We start from the raw sequence: 24,945 nt of genomic DNA, 5'->3' as shown, positions 1-24,945 counted from the left end.
TACTTTTGGCGAAGCAAATTATAACCCTTTACCATGCTGCTCAAAAATCCATCGCGAAAGATCAACACGCCCTAGGGATAAAAATGAAAATATCATTGTTAATGTGCTGCTTGTTGATTTCAGGCGCATTCCTTACTGGCTGCGCTAGCACAGGGGAACAGCCGACTAAAGAAGAAAAAATGATGGGGGGAGGTTATTAAGAGCATGAATACCCAACTTACCTTAAGATGCTTGTTCAGTAAGAATTGGTAGGCTGTTAGGCGCGGCGCTGATTTGAGACATAGTTATTCTACTTTAAAATCAGCTACAAAGGATCAAGCTACAAAACTCGCCCCGTGCTAGCGGCTCTGAATCCTGCATATTGAGGAGCCTTGAGCATATAACAAAGCTCTAAACCTAAACTCAGGGCTACTCGCTAGGAGCAGCCCCTCAACATCAGCCTTAAAGGCTAGCAGCTAAAGTTAACTTAGCTTATTCCACTAAGTAGTCTTCAATATCAAAGGCATGAGTTAACAGCACATTTAGTTCTTTTCTGTCTGCGTCAAATCGATCGTGGCGCATAATTGTCATGTAATTTGGTAACGAATCTGGCGCAGGAACTGTATCGTCCTCGTCATCATAAAAAATATCTGCTTTTAACGTATCAATACGATCGGGAACCCAGTAATAAGCCGTTTCCACTGTTTCATTAAAGCCATCAGCTAACGTGCGCAGCCCTTCTGAAAGGTCGCTTACCAACTCCCCTTCAACGTCTTGATTTTCGGCATAGTCATCAAGAAAGTCAGCGGCTAAACAGGTCATTTTAGTCGCGCCAAACTCCAGCATTTTGATAAACTCCGTCGCTGCAATAACTAATAAATTATATTCTCGCTTGGCCGCTAAGCTATCAGGCATGCCAATGTTGCGCGTCACATCATTTAACACCCGCGTGCGAATTTGCAATAACAGTGTATTTAAAGGCGATACTTGAGCATTGTTGCCTCGCAAACTGGCTAAATGCTGCGATAAGGTAAGCGTTCGCTCATCTATGCGCTTATTCAAATTTGCCACTTTCGCTTCTAAAATTTTGATTTGCTCGTCTTTAGCCTGTAATTGCGCTAGCAAACCTTGTTTTTCCGGCAAAGATGCATGTTCCATGTTTATCACTACCTTTATCGCAACCTAGAGTTAATGTTCATCATACTGTTAATCATACCAACGCTTCATTCTAAAAGTTCACCGCGCTAGCTACCAGAAAATTAAGCGTCTCGAACGATTTAAGACTGCATATACGCTACGCAGGCCCCTTTCTATTATATGAAAACGTAAAGCAGGATAAGTATGAACTTTGGCAAAGATTCTGCCTTTTGGGTAGACTTAACTTTATGTTTTTATGACCTCGTCATAACAAATAACGCTAAACTAGGGGACAATCCTTGCCCAAACCATGTTGACCGCGCTTCATTAAGCTTAGGTTTAGCCTTTAGGCGGTATAGTGCCTACAAAAATAAAGATGAGGTTTTAATGAAAATTCTGTTAGTTGAAGATGCGCCAATTTTACGCCACCACTTAAAAACCCAATTAGAAGCGATTGGCAATCATGTTTACGACGCAGAAAATGCAGAAATGGGCGACTACTATGCCAACCAATATCCGATTGATGTAGCGATTGTTGATTTAGGTTTACCTGACATGGATGGTCTTGATCTAGTAAAAAAGTTTCGCGAGCAAGGGTTAAGCTTTCCTATTTTAATTTTAACCGCGCGCGGCAATTGGCAAGAGAAAGTCATAGGACTGGAATCTGGCGCTGATGATTATGTGGTAAAGCCTTTTCAGCAAGACGAACTATGGGCTCGTTTAAATGCCTTAGTTCGCCGCAGTGCAGGCTTTATCAAACCACAAATTGAAGCCGGTCCTTATCGATTAGATCTGGCAAAAAAAAGTTTAACTGTCGCCGAACAAGAGGTAGAGCTCACCGCATTTGAATACCAAATTTTGGAGTATTTGATGCGTAACCATGGTCAAGTGGTGTCAAAACAGCAACTTTTAGATCAACTTTACAGTGACAGCGAAGGCGACCCAAATGTGGTTGAAGTGATGGTAAGCCGCTTGCGTAAAAAAATGGATAAAGATAACACCATCAAACCCATTAACACTATTCGCGGTCAAGGATACCTATTTTCAATCTCATGCAAATAATTCGTTCACTTAAGTTTAAGCTACTGTCCACCAGCCTATGTGTTTTAATGCTGGGGCTTTATACCTTCAGTCATTACCAGATCAGTAACCATCGAGAACAATTGCTGCAGCAACAGCAAAATTTGCTGCAAAACATTGTAACGGGGTTATTTTCTGAAAGCAGAATGCGCAAGGATAGCATCACCATGCCAGAAGAGGTGTCCTATGGCGAGCTCAATAAACCCGGTGCTAGCTTGGTGGCAATAGTCTGTAATCAGGACTCTAAAAAAATGCTTTGGCGTTCACGTTCAGCTGCGCACATTGACACCAATGGCACTGCCTGTACTCGCTTGGTTAATGTGATGGGCGAAGAAGTTTCACAGCTGGTGCCGCTTAATATTGACGGTATTGAAAGCCGCTATGGCGAGTTAGAAATTAACGAAGAGCCAGTGATTATTCAGTTAGTTCAATTACAACATAGCAGCAATGAGTACACCACCCGCTATGTCATAGCCGTAGCTAAGGACGCCCAAGATTTAGAACAAGCCATGACGCTGTTCAAGCAAAAAGTACTACGTCGTAACTTAGTACTGTTTTTCTTTTTTACTACCCTATTCTATCTCACCATTCATTGGAGTTTATTAAGTTTAACGCGCTTAACGCGCGAACTTAAAAGTATTAAAGAAGGAAAAAGAGAGGCTTTATCAAAACAATATGAGCCGGAACTGCAAGGATTAACATCCGCACTAAATCAACTATTACATAGTGAAAGAGAACAAAAAACACGCTATCAGCATTCGATGAACGATTTGGCACACAGCTTGAAAACGCGTTTAGCATTACTAAAAGCCGTGAATGAAGAGCCAAGCTCAACAAATAAAGGGGTTAACTTTGCCCTCAATGAGCAAATCAGCCAAATGGATCAAATTGTGCATTATCAACTTCGCCGCGCAGTCTCAGGTAGACAGAATATTACGGGAAAACCCATTGCCATTGCTCCGGAGATTACTAAACTGATTAATACCTTAGATAAGGTTTATCGACACAAAAAAATTCACTTTTCGTTTCAAGATCCTAATAATGCCATCTTCTTTGGCCAACAAGATGATTTAATGGAGCTGATGGGTAACTTGCTCGATAATGCTTGTAAGTTTACGTTAAGTTTAATATCAATCACCGCTCAATTTAGCAAAACGGAAGGTTTAACTATTATTGTTGAAGATGATGGTTTAGGTGTTGATAAAGCCATTCGCGATAAAATTTTGCAGCGAGGGGTAAGAGCAGATAGCTCAGGAGGCCAAGGAATTGGATTGGCTGTAAGTAATGAAATTATCCACTCATATGCCGGAAAGATTGAAATATTTGACAGCGAGTTGGGTGGAGCGGGATTTTTACTTCATTTTCCGATCGACTAAATAATACAAAAGGGCGTTATGAACAAAACCTTACTTATTAGACTTGCAGTTGTGGTCGCATTTAGTTTAGCTGCTCTGGCTTATTTGCTTTTTTTCCATGTTAAGCAGCAACATCATGTGTCGGCAAAAGACGGTTGGCTATTTGGGATTGAGCAATTACCTCATGCGAAAAAACTCGCCACGCAACAACAGCGCCCTTTATTGATTTATTTAAAACGCTCACCTTGTAAATATTGTGATGATTTTGAAGAAAACTATCTCACCTTGCCAAGTATCAGTGAGCAAATCCAACCTATGGTTAAAATTAGTATTACGGTCAAATCTGATGATACTCAAGCCCAAAGCTTGCTTAAGCGCTATCAAGTCCTGCGTTTTCCGGCCGTGGTGATTAAACACAATCCGCACAGTGAAGCAATACGCTTACATGTGCTAATGGACTTACAACAAGTTTGGTTACCTATCCCAGATTATAAGCGCGGTAACTACACGCCACTATCGGAAACCACTCTTAATTTAGCCCTAAGTGAGACCCTAAAAGTGGCACAAGATTTAGCTGAGCAACAAACAACGCCACCAAAGCAGTAAGTTCAGCAAATAGAAGATGATCAGAAAAGAGTAAATAAAGGTGGCTGTTGCTAAGAGTGATAACAATTAACTTGGCATTAATTTACCAACACAGTGCTTCGGCAGTTTTTGCCAGAATAAATTAAAGTGGCTAGCCCTACACATTAAATCAACTAAAGGTGAGTTGGATAGCTTTTATCACTTTCTAATCGATGACTGAGGGGCTGTGTTTAATGCGACTTCGTTAACCTGCACCACCGCATTTTCAACGCCGCTGATATCTGGTGTTGGCTGCGCTTGAGTCATAAAGGTATAGAGTAAAAACAGGCTGACAAAAATTAGTCCACCAACGTTTTTCAGAAAATGCAGTAACGAAACCATATAAACCCCCTTGATGTTTTTTACTATAAATTTAGTGTAAACAAAAAAACATCAAGTGAGGTTTCATTGGTCGCTTAATGCTGCCATTCGTCGGGTTTCACATGATAATATTGCGCAAGCACGTCATATAACTCAGGATGCCGCTGCTTTAGCTGCTTAGGTTTCTCGAAAAATGTTTCCGTCACCACGGCAAAAAATTCAGCAGGATTCGTTGCGCCATAGTCATCCATCACGCTGCGTATGTGATGCTGCTGGTTTTGTTGCAGTACAGCAAATTCCTTACTCATCACTTTTGCCCAGCTTTTGTAAGCATTGGCAGAGCTTAAAACAGGCGCGCCATTCGTTGAGCCATCGGCCGAATCCAGCTGATGAGCAAACTCATGTAATACCACATTGTGGCCATCGCCTATATCCATCGCCCCTTTTTGCACATCGTCCCACGAGAGTACAATTTTCCCCGTCCCCCAAGATTCACCCGCTAAGCCTTTTTGCTCAATGCTGACTAAGCCATTTTCATCAACACTGGTGTGCGCGGCAATAAAAGCAGCTGGATAGACTAACACCGACTTTAACTTGGCGAACTCATCGGTTTTGCGGTTTAGTAGCAAGATACAAGCTTGGCCCGCAATAGTAACTCGAATTTCATCGGTCATGACTAAGTCTTGGCAAGGGTAGAATTTTTTACGATGTAAAAAACTATTGATCAACAAATGCAGTTGTAACTTTAACGGCTCAGGCAACACGTTATACATAGGGACATTTTTACTTAAAATATCTCGCCATTGCTGCGGAAAGTCAGCAAACCTTGCCTTTTTGTCTTTATATACTGGAAGAAATAAAAACAATCCAGTGATTAATACAGCAAAGACCAAAAACACAATATTCATTATATAAACCTTGTAGTTAAGGGGATTAATCTCATATTAAAACTTGTCCAAAGCGGCAGAAAAGTCATCGAGTAAATCTTGGGTGTCCTCAATGCCAATTGAACAACGGATCATGTTCTCGCTGATCCCCATCGCTTGGCGCGCCGCTAGCCCCATTTCGAAATAAATAGTCGGAGCCACCGGTAGAGCCAAAGTACGATTGTCACCTAAATGAGTAGCATTAATAACCCATTGCAGCTCATTTAGAAATGCACAACAATCAATGTTGTCCACGAGGTCAAAGCTCAGTAGAGCGCCAAAATCACGAAATAGTTCAGCGGCTCTTTGGTGTTGTGGATGAGCAGCTAAGCCAGGGTAATACACTTGGGCAACCTTGGGGTGGGCATCCAATAATTTAGCTAAGCTCATCGCGTTATGACATTGACGCTGCATTCTTAACGCTAGCGTGTCTGAACCAACTGACAGTAAATGTGCTGCTTCCGAGCTTAAACTTCCGCCCATGTCACGTAAGCCTTTTTTCTTTATTTGGCTAATACCCCATAACTTAGGATCACCCTTCTTATAGCCGTCAAAAATATTCTCATATTCAGACCAATCAAATAAACCTGTGTCTGTCACACTGCCACCTAGAGCATTACCGTGGCCGCCAAAATATTTAGATAAAGAGCTAATAATTAAGCTTGCTTGTACTGTGCTAGGTTGAAATAAATAAGCCGAGGTCATGGTGTTATCTACCGCGTACAGCAGTTTTTCTTGGCGGCAAAATTCACCTATTTCGGCCAATGCTGAAATTTGAGTGACAGGGTTAGCGATGGTTTCAACAAATACCATTTTAGTATTCGCTTGCTTAGCGCTTTTCACTTGCTCAATAGAGGTGGCATCTACCAGAGTGACCTCAATACCGTAACCCCGCAATGTTCCCATAACACTTGAGGTGTTTCCAAAAACAAAGCGACTACAAATAAGGTGGTCGCCCTGCTTTAACAAAGTTAGAAAAGTCGCACAAATTGCCGCCATACCCGTACCAAAGACCAAAGTGGCAACACCTTGCTCGAGCTGACAAATTTTATGACCTAATGCATCCATGGTTGGCGTTGACTGCCTCGCATAGGCGTGTCCCGCTTTTTTACCTTGAAATACGTCCACTAAATCATTTACGTCTTGATAACCATAGGGCACAGAAGGATGAACCGGGGCATGGATTGCACCATGCTCTAAGCCTAAAAGGCGATCACTATGAATTAATTGTGTAGTAAATCCTCTACTTGACATATTTTTTATCCTTGGCCGTGAGTTCATGTGGAGAGAATGATAAACTGGCGCCCAGCCTAAACATTATTCTTGAGCAACAATTTACAGTAATCACAGAGCGTTATGAAAAAAAATCAGCAAATAACCGATAAATTCTCATGATTATGTCCAGGCTCACTCCCACGCCAAGGAGATCACTTTGAAGTACCAGATCATTGCTTGTTTAATTTTGTGCCTCGGGGCAACCCTTTCTATTGGCTCATGGCATCATTTAAAACAACATGAAACGAGAGTTATTCAAAACGAAGTCGCCAACCAAAGTGCCAATATCACTAAGGTGATCCGAGTTCAGTTAACTGAGCAAGTACAGTCTCTCAAGCGCATGGCTAAACGCTGGGAATACAGCAACGGTACCCCTTTTGATCAATGGCACTTTGACGCCCTCAACTTTATGACTTATGAGCAGGCTTACCATAGCCTTGCTTGGGTCGACAAATACAATTCTATTCAATGGGTAGCACCGATTAAGCAGAAAAGTGAAAACCAACACTTGCTCAACGAGATCAGCCAATATCATAACAATGCCTTGAAACAAGCCCGCACAACGCGGACGGTGGCTATTTCTCAAAGTGTTAAACTGACTCACGGTGGGAAAGGCTTTTTAGTATTTTTACCGCTGTATCCAAAGGGCGAATTTGATGGCTATATCGTGGGGGTATTTAGTTTTAATAAATTACTAAGTTTAATTCTTGAAAATGGCCACTTTGATACTCCTGTGACCATAATGGAAGCTGGACAAATTGTTTACCAACAAGTGCCTGAAAACACCCGTATCGACCAAAATATGCTGCAAACTAAAATGACGGTTTATGGTCGACATTGGGAAATTTACAACTGGCCATCGCAATCATTACTGAATAAAAGTACCAGTATGTTACCAAGCATGGTACTGACATTTGGCTTATGTATTTCTTTGCTGTTGTCTTTTTCATTTTATTTTGCCCGCCAAGTTGAGCGTAAAAAAGTGGAGTTGGAAGCGAAAAATGATGAGCTAAGGCAGAAAAATAAAGAGATAGCAAACACCCAATCCCAGCTCGTCCATTCCACGAAACTTGCTTCCTTAGGTGAGATGGCCACAGGGATCGCGCATGAACTAAATCAACCATTGCAAGTCATTAGTATGAATACCGAAATGGGGCCTGAATACTTAGCGCAAAGTAAGCACAATCGCGTGGTGAAAGCGTTTACCGATATTATGCAACAAGTCGATCGTGCGCAAAGCATCATTAAACAACTACGTTGTTTTGGTCGAGACTCGGCCCATGATGAACATCAAACCATTAGTTCGAATGAGTTGATAAATAGCAGCTTAATGTTCTTAAAGCGTCAATTTGTGAGTAAAAATATTGAGGTGCGCGAAAACATTGCTCCTGCCTTACCGCACATAAAATGCAACAAGATACAAATTGAGCAGGTATTACTGAATTTGTTGGTTAATGCCCGTGATGCAGTAGAAGACTGTGATGAAAAAATCGTCGGCATTAAAGCGTTTCAAAAAGATCGACGCTTGTTTATTGAAGTCTATGACTCTGGCATTGGCATTCCGCTAGAAGCCATGGATAAAATTTTTGATCCCTTTTTTACGACTAAAGAAGTGGGTAAAGGAACGGGCTTAGGCCTGTCCATCAGCCATGCCATTATTGAACAACATGGTGGCGAAATAAAAGTAGAAAGCGAACTGGGTAAAGGCACGAAATTTATGTTGCAACTGCCTTTACCCTAAACCATCTTCTGACTGAATCGAGGAAACTATGTTGCTATACGTCGGCGGTTACAATCCATCAGGAACGCCCAGCATCCAAGGGCTGAAATTAATTCAATCGGCTAACCAAACTGAATTCAAACCGATCGCCACTGACAATCAACTCGACAATGCTAGTTATTTACTTTATGTCGCCAGCATAAAACAATTATTTGCTGTCAGTGAGATAAATAATGCTGATGGCGCCAACAGTGGCTGGGTCGCGCAATATGATTTAACGCAACCACAACAACCTAAACTAGTGGCACGACAGTTAAGTCAAGGCGGCGATCCTTGTCATCTAGCTTGGCTTAACCAGCACTTAATCTGTTCAAACTACAGTGGCGGAAACTTTGCCGATTTTAATACCAAGCACTCGGTTGAATTACTGCCCGCGCAAACTTGCATTCAACACTCAGGCTCAAGTGTGATCAGTGATCGTCAAAGCCAAGCCCATGTGCACAGTGCAACGGCTTCACCTGATAACGCTTTTTTTGTTGTCGCCGATTTAGGCGCAGACAAGCTCGTGAGCTATCGCTTTAGTCAAACTGGCGCGATCGAGCAAGTATTCAGTCTGACCATGCCTGCAGGCAGCGGCCCTCGTCACTGTGCCTTTCACCCCAATGGTAAAAGCTTATACGTTGCCAATGAGCTAAATAACACCATTAGTCAGGTGCAAGTTAACCCTACAACAGGCGAGCTAGCCTTGTGTGCCACCCTGCCCGCTCTGGCACCTAATAATAGCAATCACAGCTATCCTGCCGAGGTGCTAGTGGACCAACAAGGAAAATTTGTCTACTTAAGTAATCGTGGTGATGACAGTATCAGTTGCTTTACCATTGCGCCTGATAGCCAAGCCTTAAGCTTTCGCTCAAGCTGTTCAACAGGTGGTCAATTCCCGCGTCATTTTGCACTGTCGCCAAACCAAGACTTTATTGTGGTTGCCAATCAGCAAAGTGACAATATTCGCCTGTTAAACCGCGATCGTCACAGCGGTGCGCTCACCTTAACTGAGACGCTGTTTGCCGTTAATGCTCCTTCCTGCGTATGCTTTATCACGAACGAGTCAAGCTTGCCTTAATAAACCACCCGACCAATAACAACAAAAAAAGCCCAACGCAAGGTTGGGCAAAGGGCATTATTTGAGTATAAGCACAATAAACCACCCAATTAATAACGACAAAAAAAAGCCCAACGCAAGGTTGGGCAAAGGGATGGTGACAAGCACAATAGAAACACAATTTACGGATGGAACAAGTGGAACATGGAACATGGAACATGGAACACATTAAAACTAAAACACTCAATACACACTGCACAATTAACTAGAGAGGGTTAATAACCTTCTCACCATTACTCCAGCTTTCAGCTTGATGATGCTGCCGATTTTTCATCACCATTGCGGCAATAAATAAACCGACCCCTATCACTAGCTGCAGCGCCAACAGTATAAAAAGAAGTGGCAGTGCTAACAGAAAAAATGACACGAGAATAAACGCTCGTAGCACTGCCGGAAAACCATTAACAGGTGCATTAGCTCCTGCTTGTGAACGAATAGTTTGAAAATAAGACTTCATATTGCTCCCTTTTATCTTTTGCTAATCTGACTTCTAGCTGTAAATTAATCAATAACATTGAGCAATTAACAAAGAGCGAACTAACAATAAAACAAGGTAACTGCCTAAAACTTGTGGCTATCATATAACCCCATTGGTAAACATCCGGTGTTTAGAAGATTAACTTTCGTTAATTAGAGTTTATTGAGTTTACTTGACTATTTTTTCAGGCCCGATTCTAAAAAGTGATGACGCAAAAATGAGTCATAGATCGAGGTTAACCCAAGATGGCAAAAAATAGTCAAACACATAATTGCGCTGGCTTTTTAATACTGATATAAACAAGCGTTTAATATTGCCTTGATAATCAAATAACAATAAAAATGCTAATCATTAGGTAGGAAATAGACACAATGAGCATGTTTTTCAATCTTGCATTTAGTTTGCCAACTGCCATTTATACCGGCTTTGTTATTTTGTTTACCTTATATTGGTTAGCCACCATGATAGGCATGACCGAAATTGAAATGCTTGATATTGACGTCGACGACTCATTTTTAGACATGACTGGCATACTGGCCAAGCTAAAACTGGATGGCGTGCCTGCCACCATTGCATTGTCATTACTATTTTATTTTTCGTGGATAGTTAGCATGATAATGCAAAATCAAATGAATCAATGGGAGCTTCCTTTACTCGCTCAATTGGGAGTTGGCTTGGCAGTAATGCTCATTAGCCTCCTGCTCGGCGACCTCATTGCCTGCCAATGTGTAAAGCCCTTAAGGAAAGTTTTTCGCGATCAAGAAGTCTTAAGCAAAAAAGATCTTGTTGGTCAAACCGCGGTAATCCGCAGCAACACAGTGACCGATACCTTTGGTGAAGCCAATTTTAACAATGGCGCAGCCGGTATCATTATAAAAATAAGAGCACAACAACCTAACCAACTTAATCGTGGCGATACTGTTTTGTTGGTGGAATACCAAGCAGAGCAAGACATTTACCACGTAACCCCTCATTCGTAATTATTTTTAGGGACAAAATATGTTAGACATAACAACTATTCTGATCATTGTTGGCATTGCATTCATCGGCCTACTGGCCATGGCAATGCTTGTTAAAGCCTTCTACATTAAGGTGCCACAAGGTACGGCACTGATTGTTAACACCACTCAAGCCGTGCCAAAGGTTCGCTTCACTGGTGCCTTAGTCATTCCAGTTATCCACAAAATGGAAAAAATGCGCATCTCATTAATTACCTTAGAAATTGACCGTCGCGGTAAAGACGGCCTAATTTGTTTGGATAATATGCGCGCCGACATCACAGTTGCATTCTATTTGCGTGTAAATGAAACCGCTGAAGACGTTTTGAAAGTGGCTAAATCGATTGGTGCCGATCGCGCCTCAGATAAAGATGCCGTAAATGATCTATTTAATGCCAAATTCTCTGAAGCGCTAAAAAGCGTGGGTAAAAAGATGGAGTTTTTACAACTATTTGAAGAGCGAGCATTTTTCCGCGATGAAATAGTAAAAACCATCGGCAATGACTTAAACGGTTACGCCCTTGAAGACGTGGCAATCGACTATCTGGAACAAACGCCAAAATCGGCATTGGATCCAAACAACATCATGGACTCTGAAGGTATTCGTAAAATCACAGAAGTGACTTCAAGAGAAAATGTAAAAACCAACGAATTTATTCGCGATGAAGAGCGTGCGATTAAGAAGAAAAACGTTGAAACCATCGAGCACTTGCTATCACTAGATCGCCAAGAAAAAGAAGCCCGTGCGAAACAAGAGCGCGAAGTAGCAAACATTCAAGCGCGTGAACAATCAGAACAAATGCGTGTTAGCGAGGAAGAGCGCTTAAAAGCGGAATCAGCTCGCATTACAACCGAACAAGAAATTTCTATTCAAGAAGAAAACAAGCTACGTGAAATTGAAGTAGCACAACAAAACCGCGAACGCGCCATTGGCGTTGAGCAAGAACGGGTACAACGCGCGAAAGACTTAGAAGTCGTTTCTCGTGAACGAGAAGTAGCGCTGCAAACCATTGAGAAAGAACGCGCTCTAGAAGTTGAGAAAAAAGAAATCGCTAACGTGGTTCGTGAGCGTATTGCGGTAGAAAAAACCGTGGCGGAAGAAGAAGAGCGAATCAAAGAAGTTCGTGAAGTTTCAGAGGCCGATCGTAATCGCCAAGTGGTGATCCTAAATGCTGAAGCCGAAGCACAAGAAGAGCTTGTTAAACAAGTGAAACAAGCTGAAGCAGATGAAATCAAAGCGAAACACGAAGCGCAAAAAATCATCACCATGGCCCAAGCTGATCTGGAAGCATCAGCGAAAAATGCTGATGCAATGAAGAAACTTGCAGAAGGCATTGAGGCTGAGCAATCAGCACCAGGTCTAGCAGAAGCACGGGTGAAAGAAGCCCTTGCCGATGCCCTAGAAAAAGAAGGCTTAGCGAAGGCGAGAATTGAACAAGAAACCTTAATTGCTAAAGCACAAGGTGATGAGCAAATTGGCCTATCTAAAGCCCGCGTACTAGAAGCGAACGCCAGCGCGAAAGAAAAAGATGGTCTAGCAGAAGCGAAGGTTCTGGCTGAGAAACTCACCGCTCAAGCCCAAGGTGATAAAGATATCGGCCTTTCACAAGCGGCGGTACTGGCAGAGAAACTGTCTGCTCAAGCTAAAGGTGATAAAGACATTGGCTTGGCTAAAGCCCTTGCTTCACGCGAATTGGGTACAGCTGAAGCTGACGTATTAGCAATGAAACTGTCTGCTCAAGCCAAAGGTGATAAAGAACAAGGTATGGCCGAAGCCGACGTGCTTAGCGCGAAATTCCACGCCGAAGCACAAGGCTTGGTTGAGAAGTTCAGCGCCATGGCTACGATGTCAAAAGATGCACGTGAGCATGAAGAGTTCCGTATGCAGCTAGAGAAAGACTTCGAGCAAGCAATGGAAGCGATTTCGGTTAACAAAGACATTGCCGTACAACAAGCGAATGTACTGTCTTCTGCTCTTGAAAAAGCCAACATTGATATTGTTGGTGGTCAAGGTGACTACTTTAACTCACTCAGCAAAGCGCTTACGGTAGGCAAATCTATCAACGGCTTAGTGGGTAAAAGCCCATCGGTAGCCGCGCTACTAAACAAATTCATTGGTAATGAAGAAACTGCGCAACAGCCAGCGAAAGACTCATCTGATGTACTAGGTGGCTTATTGAACGAAAAAACCAAAGCGAAAAAACCGACAACAGAGTCCACTGAAGCATAACGTTTAACCACGTCATTGTTTACAAACCGGCTCGATTGAGCCGGTTTTTACACCTAGTATTTGAAAAGGATGCATGATGTCGGATCAAACTGTTGCAGAAAATGAACAAGATTTAGCCGCCGTCGCCCAAGGCGGAGCTTACCAAGTTATTCGAGCGCGCCTTAATCAGCAAGGCGCAGAGCTTGAACAAAAAACCCAGCAACTCAACCAAGCACGCCTAGAAGAATTTGGCCGTGAAGACATGCATGTGCTGGGGCGAGTCAGAGTCAGAACCGAAAATAACTGCCAAGCACGTGATATCGTGTGTGCGGGCGATTACCTGTTATTTGGCTACAACGTTTTTATCGGCCTGAAACAAGAAATTAAAATTTCGGATGTATTTGGCCTGTATAAATTAAATCAAACCGAAGCCGGTTATGAGATGCATGCCGAACCCATGGCTGGCAGTTTCTTAGATAACGGACGCTTTGAGCAAGATTTCACCGAGCTTTACACCTATTACAAAGAAGCCCGTCTACTGCGCCTGGCGGTGCGTGATGGCAAGTTACTGGCCAGTTTTCAAATTGGTTTAAAGCTGTCTGACGTACGAGTATTCCGTTGGAGTATTAGCAGCGATGGCCAAACCATCGAGTATATTGATAATCGCGGCGAACGCGATCTTCTCCCTCCTAATCAATATGATTTTGAATGGCGTGAGTGTACTCGTGAAAATGAAGTGGCGGGACGCTTCCCGCACATGAATATTTTAGACACCTTGTTTGTGGAAACCACCCAAGGTGACTTAACCATCAAGATCGAAAACAACACTAATTCAGGCCTTGGTATTTACGCCGAAGATGTGGTTGATGATAACCAATCACTGGATGATGCGCGCTTTTGCTATGCCGAAGTCGGTTCATTGATCTTATTGAAAATATTGCCCTATCGCGAAGAAACTTGGCGTTATTTAGTTTACAACCGCAATACCGAAACCGTGGTGCGCATTGATAATATTGGCCACGCCTGCATTCAGCTACCTGAAAACCACGGCATTATTTTCCCCGGTGGTTATTATTTACAAAATGGCGAATACAAAACCTTTGATGATGACATCACTGGTCTTGAATATAAGCGAACCATCAAAAGCCCCAATGGCGAAGATGTGCTGTATGTATTTTATGAACCCGTTGAAGGTAAAGTCGCCTTATACTCTTACAATCTGATCAATAAATCATTGGAAAACCCACTATTCGGCCACGGCTACGCCGCCCTCGCCGATGGTCGTGTGGTACTGTTTTATGCTGAAGACGAGCCAACACGCGTGCACCCAATGCAAATTTGGCAAACGCCTTATTGCAGTGATTTTTACGCCAGCACTCAACCCAGTAAGCAAAGCTTTTTTGGCAAAATAGGTAATGCTGAATTAGTCCGCGGTATTTCTGAGCTATTTAGTACAGTGAAAGCCATTAATAACCAAGCGGTGTCGATTAAGCTTTATGGCGAGCTAATCAAAAATGTTAACCGCATGTTTGATAGCTATCACTGGATGAACGCCCCTCAAGTAAACGGAATTGATCCGTTACTACGGCAAATATCAGAAACGTCCGAGCTGGTTTTGGATGAGTTTGAAAAAGTTGAAACCATCCGTCAGCAAGCGCAACAAGCGCTACAACAAGCCCAGCAAAAGCAAGCTAGCATTATTAGCGCGTTAACACCTGACTCTTGGCAAACACCTGAGCTGTTTGTTGGCGGATTAGATTCACTGCGCAAACAAAAAGGGCATTTACTAACCATTAAATCCATGCGCTACATGGATGAGCAAAAAATTGCCGAGATGGGCACAAAGCTCGAGCAAGAAGAAGCGAAGTTAAGCCAAAAGACCGTTGATTTCTTGGCTAAAGACGCCTCATTAGCGCCTTATAACGATAAATTAGATCAACTTAATCACGAGTTAGAGAGTGTCGTTTCCGTCGCCGAGCTTGAGCCAGTTGCCGAAAAACTGGAGTTAATGGCTTCAGGGCTCGATTTACTGTCCGAGTTAATGGCAACCTTGAAAGTTAACGATGCCACGGTGCGCACCCGCATCATCGACACCATTTCAGAAATTTATGGCCGTTTAAATCAAACTAAAGCCAGCGCTAAGCATAAAAAAAGCAGCTTAGGCAGTGCCGAATCCTTAGCGCAATTTTCAGCGCAATTTAAGCTATTTAGCCAAAGTATTACCAACGCTTTAGGCTTAGCTAATACCCCAGAAAAAGCCGATGAACAATTGTCTCGTTTACTGGTGCAGTTAGAAGAGCTGGAAAGCCAGTTTAGTGAGCAAGAAGAGTTTCTCACCGATATTCTGACCAAACGTGAAGAGGTTATCGAAAGCTTTGAAGCGCACCGCCAGCGTATGGTGGAAACCCGCCAACGCAAAGCCAGCTCCCTAAAAGATGCTGCCGAGCGAATTCTGGCCAGTATTACACGCCGAGTACAAAAATTTACCGAGCTTGACGAGCTTAATACTTTTTTTGCTTCCGATGCCTTAGCGCTTAAGATTTATGATTTAGTATCCCAGCTTAGAGATCTCGATGATTCGGTCAAAGCCGATGATGTTGAAGCCAAATTTAAAAATAGCAAAGATCAAGCCGTACGCTCATTACGCGATAAGTCGGAAATATTTGAGGACGGTGGTAACGTTATCAAATTGGGGCCTCGTCATAAGTTTACCGTAAACACTCAAGAGTTAGACCTCACCTTATTACCAAAAGACGACAAACTGGTGTTTCACTTAACTGGCACCGACTACTTTGACGTTGCTAATGATCAAGCACTAAACCGCCTTAAACCCTTTTGGCCACAAGAAATTGAATCAGAAACCGCCGATGTTTATCGCGCCGAATACCTCGTTAAGCAAATTTTAGATGCTGCTGAGCGCAACGAAAATGGGCTAACGTTAGAAGCCCTAAGATTGGCACAAACCGATGAGCAACAACTTAGCCAGCTGGTTAAAGATTTTGCCGCACCGCGCTATAAAGAGGGTTACGAGCGGGGTATTCATGATCATGATGCGAGTTTGATCTTGGCGCAATTATTACCGGCTCTAACCGGTGCAGATGTGCTCAAGTATCCACCACTCAGCCGTGGTTTTGCCGCGATTTATTGGGCCAACAACCAACAAGAGCCGCAGCAACAAACTTGGGTTGAGCGCGCTAAATCAGCGCTGCGCATGGAAGCCTTGTTTAGCTCCAGCGATGCCAAGCAACTACTTGAGCGTGAAATAAAACAAGCGCAGCAAGCATTTGCTCAGCAGTTTGAATTACCGGTTGATGACACCGCGATTGACTTAGCTTCGCGCTATTTAGTGCAAGAGCTCGCCAAAGAGCCCGTGGTTTTCTCCAGTAGCAAATACGCCACCCATCTAGCAGATGAGCTGAAACGCGCCATGGACACGGCATCGTGGAACTCTTATCAGCACACCTTAGAGAAACTAAAAGGACAAATAGGACAACGCTGGGCACTCACCCAAGCTTGGTTACAAGCCTTAGTCAGCAACAAGAAAATGCAGCCATACCAAGGCTACATTCCGGAAGCTATTGCCCTCATCAATGGTGAAGGTAGAGTTAGCCGTCGCGTATTAGATATCAATCTTGATTTCACGGTTAGCGGCTTAATGGGACAACATGCACGGATCAAAGATCGCAGCTTAAACTTATCACTTGATAACTTTTTGCAGCGCCTTGAGCACCATCAGCAGGTTGTCTTGCCCGGTTATAATGAATTTTTACAAGTACGCAGCCAGGTAACGCAAAATCAGAAAGCACAATTACGCCTTTCTGAATTTAAAGCGCGTCCGTTGTCTTCTTTTGTTCGCAACAAACTGATCAACGACGCTTACCTACCTATTATTGGTGATAACCTCGCCAAGCAAATGGGCACTGTGGGCGACACCAAGCGTACCGACTTGATGGGCTTATTAATGCTCATTTCACCGCCGGGTTACGGTAAAACCACCTTGATGGAGTACATTGCCAGCCGTTTAGGCTTGATCTTTATGAAGATCAACTGTCCATCAATTGGTCATGAAGTTGACTCTCTCGACCCTGCACAAGCACCGAACGCAACGGCAAAAGCAGAGCTGATTAAACTTAACTTAGGTCTAGAAATGGGTAACAACGTGATGCTGTATCTTGATGATATTCAGCACACCAACCCAGAGTTCCTACAAAAGTTCATTTCGCTGTGTGATGGTACTCGCCGTATTGAAGGTATCTGGCAAGGAAAACCGAAAACCTATGATTTACGCGGTAAAAAATTCTGCGTCATCATGGCAGGTAACCCTTACACCGAATCAGGTGAAGCATTCCAAATTCCAGACATGCTGGCTAACCGCGCCGATATTTATAACCTAGGCGATATTTTAGGTGGCATGGACGAAGCATTTGCTTTGAGTTACTTGGAAAATGCCATGACCTCAAACCCAGTACTGGCACCGTTGGCAACGCGTTCACAGCAAGATATTTATAAACTAGTGAACATGGCCCAAGGCAACCAAGTCGATAGCAGTGAGCTAGAGCACGGTTACAGCGGCGCTGAGCTCAATGAAATCACTGGCGTATTGGCCAAGTTGCTACGTATTCAAGAAGTTGTTTTGTCGGTAAACCAAAGTTATATCGCCTCTGCTGCGCAAGCTGATAAATACCGCCAAGAGCCACCGTTCAAGTTACAAGGTAGTTACCGTAACATGAATAAAATGGCGGAAAAGGTCTCATCGGTGATGAATGACAATGAACTGATGCAACTGATTGAAGACCACTATTTAGGCGAAGCGCAAATGCTCGCCGCAGGAGCCGAAGAAAACTTACTTAAATTAGCCGAGTTACGTGGCAACATGACTGCCGAGCAAGTTCAACGCTGGCAGCAAATAAAAGCCGATTTTATTAAACATAAAACCTTAGGCGGTGATGGCGACATGACTCTCAAAGCGGTATCGCAATTACTTGATATTAATGCCAACTTAACCGGCATTAACGATACCTTAAGTCAAACTCGCTATCGCTTTAAGCGTACCACCACTGAAACAGGTAAAACTCAGGTGAGTATTAGCAAAAAGCCCAAACACGAACAAGGTAAATAAGAATGAATCAACAAGAGATAGAACAAGCGTTAATTGACAGCTTGGCCGACAATAAACTTGATCAAAGTGAGAAAAATCAATTAGCGGAATTAACCCAAGAACTGCAAAATCAGCCCGATAAAATTAGTTTTATCCGTAATAAAGCTTTTGCGGTGCTGTTAGAGCAAGGTGATTTTAACGAAGCACAGTTTCGCGCCATCAAATGGCTAGAGAATGTGGTCAAAACCTTAGACAAAAATAGCCAGCAGCCTAGCATCGTCGCCGACGCTTGTTTTAGCCCAGGTAACGATTGCTTAAACCGCATTGTTAGCTTGTGTAACCAAGCACGCCATAGTATTGATGTTTGTGTCTTTACTATCTCATGTAATGAGATTACCGCCGCCTTACTTAAGGCCCACCAACGCGGTATTAATGTGCGTATCATCTCGGATAATGATAAGCGCAACGACAAAGGGTCAGATGTCTATCAACTTGATGAAGCCGGTATTCCAGTAGTGGTCGATCGCACTGAGCATCATATGCACAACAAGTTTGCCTTATTTGACAAGAAAATTCTGTTAAACGGCAGCTTTAACTGGACCCGAAGTGCCTCAAAATTTAACCAAGAGAATATCGCTACTACCGATAACCCTAAGTTAGTACAAGCTTTTAGTTATGAGTTTGAGCGGTTATGGACCAAGTTGGGCTAATGCCTCTTCTAACCTAGCGAATTCAATTTCTAAACAATAATTAATAGAATTCCGGTTTTCCCTCCTAAGTTAACTTGATATGTTACGCGGCGAAGAGTATCTCTCTTCGCCCAGTTCAAATTTTGCTATTTAGCAGCTTTAAATTTTTTGCCTAGCATTGCAGAATGTCCTGTTGATGCATCAGCACAGTTCATTATTTCAGGGAATTTTATGTTAGACCGGAGTTGTCGCAATCTCATTCGATATTATCGTGCTTGTTATCAAGCTGATAATCGAGATTTAACTCTGTTCAATGTATTCCATCGAAATTGCGAATCGACGCGGTTTATTCAAGGTAGAGAGTCGTTAATATCAGGTGAGCTGCCACGTTATCCACTGCCACGCAGTTATGGTGAAGGTTTATATCAATCGCAAACCCTATACAAACGCGAAAAGACATTACTCTACGGTAGCTTTTTTTTACTCGGAAAATTGCCCCCCAGCTACCCAGGCAAACGCACGGTTTGCGCCCCCCTGCTCTATTATCAAGCACAAGTGAGCGTGGAAAACAACGAATATTACCTCACCATTGAAAAGAGCAAGCCTATTGTTAATTGGCCTTTATTACGCTGGATCTTAGCGGAATCGAGTCAAAGCTCAGAGCCTGAGTTTATTAATAAAGATATTACCGAACGCGATGTTGCAAAACTAAGCCACTGGATCAGCTCATTAAGTAATAACATAAACTGTTTAGAGCTTTATCATTATCCAAAGTTGGCCACGGCGGAGCAAATTGAGGCTAAACAAACTCAAATAAAAACCGACCAGTTTAGCTTAATCGCCGCCTCTGCTGTTACTTTAATCAACTACTCGGTCGCCTCTAGAGGGATACTCCATGACTTAAAAGCCATGGCCGTGGCCTCATATATGCCCAACTCTGTGACGCAATTTTTGCTTGGTGAGAAAAGTAACGACAACGAGCAAAACAGGCCTAACGATAAATATGGGCCACAACCCCCTGACGATCTGCGCCCAGCCCCTCAGCTTGCGCCTGCCATGCCAGATAATATTCCCGCGGTACTCAGTAAAGCTCAACGTGATGCGCTATATAACGCCTCACGCCATACTGTTAGTCAAATAATCGGGCCGCCAGGAACAGGCAAGTCATACACAATAGCTTGTCTCGCACTTGAGCGTTATTTACAAGGCGAATCGGTTCTTGTGGTGGGTCAAAATAATGAAAGTGTCAACATTGTTGGCGATAAAATTGAATCTATGTTAGGTCAGCAAGACTTTGTGGTACGCGTCGGTAACGCTAGCTACCATAAAAAATTAAAACGCTACTTAAAAGATTTGTTAAGTGGTTACCTAACGCAGCAAAATGAAACCCATACACCACTCGATAGCCTGCAAAAACAAAAGCTAAAAATGGAGAAACTGGAGCGACAGTTTGCCAAGCGCTGTAAAAAAGCCATTCGCTACGGAATGTCGACTTGGAAAGTGCAGCAAAATGCCAATTTTTTAAACCGCTTTAGTGCTTGGTGGGCAAAACGTGCCACCTTGAATCAAGATATTTTATTCGATGTCTTTGCCCAAATAACTCAACAACAACGTATTCGCCATGTGGCTTTAGGCCACTACATTAGTGAAAGTCGACGCAAGCGCTTACACAAAGTATTAACCCATCATCGTCGTCAGCTTAATAGCTTTCGTGAGGCTATTAATGCCAATAACTCAGCGCAGCAAGAGGCCAGTTTTGACAAAATTGACTACAGTGTCCTGCTGCAAGCTATGCCAGTTTGGCTTGGAACTTTAGGTGACTTGCACCGTAGCTTACCCCTTAAAGCTGAGTTGTTTGACTTAGTGATCATTGATGAAGCGAGCCAATGTGATATCGCCAGTGTATTACCCGCTATCTATCGAGCTAAACACTTAGTGATAGTAGGCGATAATAAACAGCTCAGATTTATCTCTTTTTTATCCAGTAAGAAACAAAATAAGTTACAGGCGCGATATGATTTAGCCAGCCAAACTGACGAATTTAACTATCGCAACGTCAGTGCGTTAGATTTGGCTAATCGACGTATTCAAAATCAACATGCTATTGTGGTGTTAGATGAACACTTTCGTAGTAAAAGTGCACTGATTGATTTTAGTAACCGTAAATTTTATCACCGTCAACTCAAGATCATGCGCCATAAGCCCGGAAATCAAGGTGAATACCCAATCAGTATCATTAAATGTCAGGGCGAATATAACAGTGGCAAAAACCAACAAGAAGCCATCACCTTATTAGAATTTTTGCGTAACAAGATCCACAACCTCACAGAAATGGAGCTGACTTCTAGCATTGGCATCCTATCGCCATTTCGTGAACAAACCATTTTGCTCACCAAATTAATTGGTAAGTATCTTTCCCCAGACCAAATTGAGCGCCATAAAATAAAAATAGAAACCGCCTATGGCTTCCAAGGGGAAGAGCGTGACATTATGTTAATCAGTATGTGTGTCGATGAGAGTAGCTCAGGGCAACAATATCGTTACATGAATCGTGAAGACGTGTTTAATGTAGCCATCACGCGCGCGCGTGATGAGCAATATATATTCCTCTCTACTCGCCCACATAAATTGCCATCTCAATCGCTGTTATTTGAGTACATCCATAGCATAGAACGTAACCAAAGCTACTCGCTAGATGATGTCAGTGACTTTGATGCTTTTCAGGCAGAGGTTTCGCGTTTATTGACAATAAACGGTATCAATACTTGGAAAAACTACCCCATTGCGGGCGCTGAATTAGATTTAGTCTGCCAATATGGTGAGAATACCGTTGCCTTAGATTTAATTGGCTATCCGGGAGAATCGCAAGATTACTATCATTTAAGCCGCTACAAAATATTTCAACGCGCGGGGCTCATTTTGTATCCCTTAACCTACACCCGCTGGGTCTATCAGAAGCACCAAGTATTAAAACAACTCATGTCCTTACTGGGGGCCAATGAAGATGCCTTAACCAGCAAAGAAAATACTATTTTTTAAGCCGGTCTTAACCATACTCACAGTATCGAACTGTATGAAATGGCTAAGACCTAACTAAGGTTAATCCTCATCTGTTGGAAACACGACCCCCGTTTGACGGCGCACTTCATACAAAATATCAGCAACCTGCTGCGAGCGCTGACACATAACAGGATCCATCGCACCCAATTTAACTTGCTGCGCAAAAGCCAATGCTTCTTCTAGCATTGGATTGTCTGCCTGCACTAAAGAAATATCAGTCACGGCGCCATCTTGATCGACCCATTGCACCTGTTGGCACAGTGACACTGGGTGGCTGATTAATAATCTACCGCCCTCTCCTTGAAGCTCACTTTCCAATTTAGAATCGCTGATCTTTGAATGGCGCAGTATCACTTCAAACTCAGGATATTGTAAAATGACACAGCCTTGGCCATCCACCCCAGAAGGAAGCAAGTAAGCACTTGCCAACACCTGACGCGGCGCACCAAATAGCGCAACAGCAGTGGCAACACAGTAATAGCCAATGTCCACAATAGAGCCATTGGCAAAATTGGGGTTAAATGTATTGGGATTATCCCCCGCTAAGTAAGCAGGATAACGCGATGAATACTGACAATAACTGAGTAGCACTTGACGCAGGGGGGCAATTTTCTCAATGTGCTGCTTTAGTTGAAAAAAATTCGGCCTATGCTGGGTCATAAAGGCTTCAAACAGCACCACGTTATGCTCTTTTGCTGCAGCCAATAGCGTCGCTACTTGTATCGGATTAGCCGCCATCGGCTTTTCACAAATAACATGCTTGCCCTGATTTAACAGCAATAAAGCTTGCTCGTAATGCAACGAATTAGGGCTCGCTATATAAACAGCGGCCACCTCATCACTATTTGCTAACGCATTTAAATCATCAAAATAATGCGAACATGCCAAACCTTGGGCAAAGTCTTGAGCACGGGCAATATCGCGCGAGTAGACTGCGCTAATTGTAAATTGCTGGCTCTGTAGCGCGGCCTCTGCAAACTGACGGGAGATCCAGTTTGTACCTACGATCGCTAATTTAATCATGACTTAGTTTCCTTTGCTGTGGCTATTGCAAGATAATCGGCGTCACCGCAACACTGCCTTGCTCAGAGCTGACTAATACTTCGCCATCTTGAATTGAAACCTGAATATCCATACTTTTTTGGCACATAGCGGCCAACTCTTGAGTTTGTTCCAATGGTAAATTAACCACCGTTAGCTTACTCAACTTGCTGGCTTGCTTTTGGTTTTGCTTCCACCAAACATCTGCAGTGCCGCCACCATAAGTATATAACACGACTTTTTTAGCTCGTGAGCAGGCTTTTTTCAAACGTTTCTCTTCCGGTGTGCCCAGCTCAACCCAAAGATCTATTTCATCGGTCATGGATTTAGCCCACAGCTCAGGCTCATCGTCAGATGAAAGGCCTTTAGTAAACATCAGTTCATCACTGGCATTTAACGCAAATGCCAATAAACGCACCATCAATCGTTGTTCGTTTTCTGAAGGGTGCTGCGCCAAGGTTAGATTAAAGTCTTGGTAAAGGTGAGTATCCATATTAGCAAGTTGTAATCTTGCTTTAATAATTGTAGCGCCAATGGCCATGGTAGTTTCCAATTGTAAAAGTAATGGGGCCACCAGCAACAGCGACCTTAGTATTAAAGTAGATATAAAGCGGCTTTGTTTAGCTACTTAATATTTGTAATGGCAAGCCCAACATTGCATCACCTGTGCCCGCTAGATGCCAAATAATGCTAACAAAGGCGGCAACTGTTGCCACATACCAAACCAGCGACACGGTTTGCGCATAGCGATTCAGGGGCAATAAATGACTTTGATGACGCATCCGCCATTCGAGCAAAATCTCTATTGAGCCAATCAGCAACAAAAAGCCGAGTAACGCGAGACCAAAAGAGTAGCTTACCCAAACGCCTAACCCCGCCCCCGCTAAACAAGCAATCAGGCCAACTTTAGTGTTCATCGAAAAGCTGATACTTTTCAATATATGGCCACCATCAAGGGGTAAGACAGGCAACAAATTAAATAAATTCAATAAAGAATTAAACGCCGCTAAGCCAGCAAAAAAGATATTTCCCGTGACCCAATAAGCAACTAAGCAGGCAATAGACATGATCAAGCCAAAAAATGGCCCCATGATGGAGATCACCACATCTTGCCAGCGGGTATTAATTTTTTCATCACTGAGCGCTAACCCACCTAAAAACGGAATTAGGTATATACCTTTGGTTTTCATACCAAAATATTTCATGGCCCGAATATGGCCATACTCATGAAAAACTAAGCAAGCCAATAACGCAAGTGCAAACTGCAGCGAAAACAGCCAAGAGTAAGCGGCTAAACTGGCTCCAGCTAACGCAACCTTAATCAGCTTTGCACTCTTAAACAGCTTAAAGCCCAAGGACATAAGCCCTAGCGTGCTCCACTTTCTCTCTACCACTATGGGTTGGCTTACTTGCTGACGCTCGATATCGCGCTCAGTGCGCTCGCCTTGTGCGTCAATCACGTCATTATGGCTTAGGCAATATACTAACCTAAAAGGCTGCCAAGTTAAGTCGATCTCTAATTTGACCTCAATAGCATCTATCGAGCTCGACTCTGCCTCGTCTGTAGCGGCTTTTTGCAATTGAAAAGTATGAATGAATTGACGCTTTGAACCGTCTATCGCTGGAGATTGAGAAACTAATACTTCATTCCAAAATAGCTTCTGTTCACCAGAGGTAGAGCCCTCCAAACGTAATGGTTTATCGAAAAAATGCAGGTGTAAAAGTTCCAACGCTGTACTTCCTTAGACTATCTCGACAGCATTATGCCTAGAGTCATTGTATTTGCAAAATTAACC

General features: G+C 43.0%; 18 protein-coding genes and 1 pseudogene. 11 read left to right on the top strand and 8 right to left on the bottom strand.

From position 1 onward, the window contains the following. Window positions 1-200 (top strand): annotated as a pseudogene (locus K1M91_RS15020) (hypothetical protein); the annotation flags it as partial. A 271-nt stretch (window positions 201-471) separates the two neighbouring features. Here the strand turns inward: K1M91_RS15020 and K1M91_RS15015 are convergent. Beyond that, window positions 472-1,137, bottom strand: a complete 666-nt coding sequence (locus tag K1M91_RS15015; RefSeq protein ID WP_232802861.1) for a hypothetical protein — start codon at window positions 1,135-1,137, stop codon at window positions 472-474. 366 nt (window positions 1,138-1,503) lie between these two features. Between K1M91_RS15015 and K1M91_RS15010 the strand changes: the two genes are divergently transcribed. Genes K1M91_RS15010 through K1M91_RS15000 form a run of 3 tightly spaced genes read left to right on the top strand, consistent with a single transcriptional unit; the run spans window position 1,504 to window position 4,157 of the window. Next, on the top strand, window positions 1,504-2,178 hold the full coding sequence (locus K1M91_RS15010) for a response regulator (protein ID WP_232802860.1): 675 nt from the start codon (window positions 1,504-1,506) through the stop codon (window positions 2,176-2,178). 47 nt (window positions 2,179-2,225) lie between these two features. Further along, complete coding sequence (locus K1M91_RS15005; protein WP_232802859.1) at window positions 2,226-3,572, top strand: ATP-binding protein; 1,347 nt, start codon at window positions 2,226-2,228, stop codon at window positions 3,570-3,572. A gap of 18 nt (window positions 3,573-3,590) precedes the next feature. Continuing rightward, entirely contained in the window at window positions 3,591-4,157 is a 567-nt protein-coding gene (locus K1M91_RS15000) for a thioredoxin family protein (RefSeq protein ID WP_232802858.1), read from the top strand. Window positions 4,158-4,334: 177 nt separating this feature from the next. On the opposite strand, the gene K1M91_RS14995 is transcribed toward K1M91_RS15000, so the two are convergent. From K1M91_RS14995 to K1M91_RS14985, 3 genes are all read right to left on the bottom strand, one after another. Further along, window positions 4,335-4,517 (bottom strand): hypothetical protein, encoded by a 183-nt coding sequence (locus K1M91_RS14995; protein ID WP_232802857.1) that lies wholly within the window; start codon window positions 4,515-4,517, stop codon window positions 4,335-4,337. 74 nt (window positions 4,518-4,591) lie between these two features. After that, a complete protein-coding gene (locus K1M91_RS14990; RefSeq protein WP_232802856.1) occupies window positions 4,592-5,404 on the bottom strand; it encodes a M90 family metallopeptidase in 813 nt (270 codons plus the stop codon). Between the two features lie 36 nt (window positions 5,405-5,440). Next, a complete protein-coding gene (locus tag K1M91_RS14985) occupies window positions 5,441-6,676 on the bottom strand; it encodes a cystathionine gamma-synthase family protein (protein WP_232802855.1) in 1,236 nt (411 codons plus the stop codon). A gap of 178 nt (window positions 6,677-6,854) precedes the next feature. Here K1M91_RS14985 and K1M91_RS14980 point away from each other — a divergent pair, with 178 nt between their 5' ends. Continuing rightward, window positions 6,855-8,438: an ATP-binding protein gene (locus K1M91_RS14980; protein WP_232802854.1), complete on the top strand. Its 1,584-nt coding sequence runs from the start codon at window positions 6,855-6,857 to the stop codon at window positions 8,436-8,438. Between the two features lie 28 nt (window positions 8,439-8,466). Continuing rightward, window positions 8,467-9,537: a lactonase family protein gene (locus tag K1M91_RS14975; protein WP_232802853.1), complete on the top strand. Its 1,071-nt coding sequence runs from the start codon at window positions 8,467-8,469 to the stop codon at window positions 9,535-9,537. A 244-nt stretch (window positions 9,538-9,781) separates the two neighbouring features. Here K1M91_RS14975 and K1M91_RS14970 read toward each other — a convergent pair whose 3' ends face one another. After that, entirely contained in the window at window positions 9,782-10,033 is a 252-nt protein-coding gene (locus K1M91_RS14970; RefSeq protein WP_232802852.1) for a hypothetical protein, read from the bottom strand. 392 nt (window positions 10,034-10,425) lie between these two features. Here K1M91_RS14970 and K1M91_RS14965 point away from each other — a divergent pair, with 392 nt between their 5' ends. From K1M91_RS14965 to K1M91_RS14945, 5 genes are all read left to right on the top strand, one after another. Further along, entirely contained in the window at window positions 10,426-11,034 is a 609-nt protein-coding gene (locus K1M91_RS14965; protein ID WP_232802851.1) for an OB-fold-containig protein, read from the top strand. Window positions 11,035-11,053: 19 nt separating this feature from the next. Then, the gene (locus K1M91_RS14960) at window positions 11,054-13,282 is read left to right on the top strand and encodes a hypothetical protein (RefSeq protein ID WP_232802850.1); all 2,229 of its coding nucleotides are present in this window, start codon (window positions 11,054-11,056) and stop codon (window positions 13,280-13,282) included. Window positions 13,283-13,358: 76 nt separating this feature from the next. Continuing rightward, window positions 13,359-18,380: a DNA repair ATPase gene (locus tag K1M91_RS14955; protein ID WP_232802849.1), complete on the top strand. Its 5,022-nt coding sequence runs from the start codon at window positions 13,359-13,361 to the stop codon at window positions 18,378-18,380. Between the two features lie 2 nt (window positions 18,381-18,382). Next, window positions 18,383-19,069 carry a phospholipase D-like domain-containing protein gene (locus K1M91_RS14950; RefSeq protein ID WP_232802848.1) on the top strand — a complete coding sequence of 229 codons (687 nt, stop codon included), beginning with the start codon at window positions 18,383-18,385 and terminating at the stop codon, window positions 19,067-19,069. A 210-nt stretch (window positions 19,070-19,279) separates the two neighbouring features. After that, the gene (locus K1M91_RS14945) at window positions 19,280-22,087 is read left to right on the top strand and encodes an AAA domain-containing protein (RefSeq protein ID WP_232802847.1); all 2,808 of its coding nucleotides are present in this window, start codon (window positions 19,280-19,282) and stop codon (window positions 22,085-22,087) included. 60 nt (window positions 22,088-22,147) lie between these two features. Here K1M91_RS14945 and K1M91_RS14940 read toward each other — a convergent pair whose 3' ends face one another. From K1M91_RS14940 to K1M91_RS14930, 3 genes are all read right to left on the bottom strand, one after another. Further along, window positions 22,148-23,131 carry a Gfo/Idh/MocA family oxidoreductase gene (locus tag K1M91_RS14940; protein WP_232802846.1) on the bottom strand — a complete coding sequence of 328 codons (984 nt, stop codon included), beginning with the start codon at window positions 23,129-23,131 and terminating at the stop codon, window positions 22,148-22,150. Window positions 23,132-23,153: 22 nt separating this feature from the next. After that, window positions 23,154-23,690, bottom strand: coding sequence for a YaeQ family protein (locus tag K1M91_RS14935; RefSeq protein ID WP_232802845.1), 537 nt, complete (start codon window positions 23,688-23,690; stop codon window positions 23,154-23,156). Between the two features lie 79 nt (window positions 23,691-23,769). Then, the gene (locus tag K1M91_RS14930; protein ID WP_232802844.1) at window positions 23,770-24,879 is read right to left on the bottom strand and encodes a site-2 protease family protein; all 1,110 of its coding nucleotides are present in this window, start codon (window positions 24,877-24,879) and stop codon (window positions 23,770-23,772) included. Window positions 24,880-24,945: the final 66 nt, after the last annotated feature.

The sequence above is a fragment of the Motilimonas sp. E26 genome, assembly GCF_021278025.1.
Lineage (GTDB): Bacteria > Pseudomonadota > Gammaproteobacteria > Enterobacterales > CBDFNC01 > Motilimonas.
The sequence above is the reverse complement of the archived record's forward strand: the minus strand, read 5'-3'. Positions and strand labels throughout refer to the sequence as shown.

Excerpts from the sequence above, each read along its gene's own strand:
- K1M91_RS15015 (WP_232802861.1), bottom strand. The coding sequence starts at position 1,137 with ATGGAACATGCATCTTTGCCGGAAAAACAAGGTTTGCTAGCGCAATTA.
- K1M91_RS15010 (WP_232802860.1), top strand. The coding sequence starts at position 1,504 with ATGAAAATTCTGTTAGTTGAAGATGCGCCAATTTTACGCCACCACTTA.
- K1M91_RS15005 (WP_232802859.1), top strand. The coding sequence starts at position 2,226 with ATGCTGGGGCTTTATACCTTCAGTCATTACCAGATCAGTAACCATCGA.
- K1M91_RS15000 (WP_232802858.1), top strand. The coding sequence starts at position 3,591 with ATGAACAAAACCTTACTTATTAGACTTGCAGTTGTGGTCGCATTTAGT.
- K1M91_RS14995 (WP_232802857.1), bottom strand. The coding sequence starts at position 4,517 with ATGGTTTCGTTACTGCATTTTCTGAAAAACGTTGGTGGACTAATTTTT.
- K1M91_RS14990 (WP_232802856.1), bottom strand. The coding sequence starts at position 5,404 with ATGAATATTGTGTTTTTGGTCTTTGCTGTATTAATCACTGGATTGTTT.
- K1M91_RS14985 (WP_232802855.1), bottom strand. The coding sequence starts at position 6,676 with ATGTCAAGTAGAGGATTTACTACACAATTAATTCATAGTGATCGCCTT.
- K1M91_RS14975 (WP_232802853.1), top strand. The coding sequence starts at position 8,467 with ATGTTGCTATACGTCGGCGGTTACAATCCATCAGGAACGCCCAGCATC.
- K1M91_RS14970 (WP_232802852.1), bottom strand. The coding sequence starts at position 10,033 with ATGAAGTCTTATTTTCAAACTATTCGTTCACAAGCAGGAGCTAATGCA.
- K1M91_RS14965 (WP_232802851.1), top strand. The coding sequence starts at position 10,426 with ATGAGCATGTTTTTCAATCTTGCATTTAGTTTGCCAACTGCCATTTAT.
- K1M91_RS14960 (WP_232802850.1), top strand. The coding sequence starts at position 11,054 with ATGTTAGACATAACAACTATTCTGATCATTGTTGGCATTGCATTCATC.
- K1M91_RS14955 (WP_232802849.1), top strand. The coding sequence starts at position 13,359 with ATGTCGGATCAAACTGTTGCAGAAAATGAACAAGATTTAGCCGCCGTC.
- K1M91_RS14950 (WP_232802848.1), top strand. The coding sequence starts at position 18,383 with ATGAATCAACAAGAGATAGAACAAGCGTTAATTGACAGCTTGGCCGAC.
- K1M91_RS14945 (WP_232802847.1), top strand. The coding sequence starts at position 19,280 with ATGTTAGACCGGAGTTGTCGCAATCTCATTCGATATTATCGTGCTTGT.
- K1M91_RS14940 (WP_232802846.1), bottom strand. The coding sequence starts at position 23,131 with ATGATTAAATTAGCGATCGTAGGTACAAACTGGATCTCCCGTCAGTTT.
- K1M91_RS14935 (WP_232802845.1), bottom strand. The coding sequence starts at position 23,690 with ATGGCCATTGGCGCTACAATTATTAAAGCAAGATTACAACTTGCTAAT.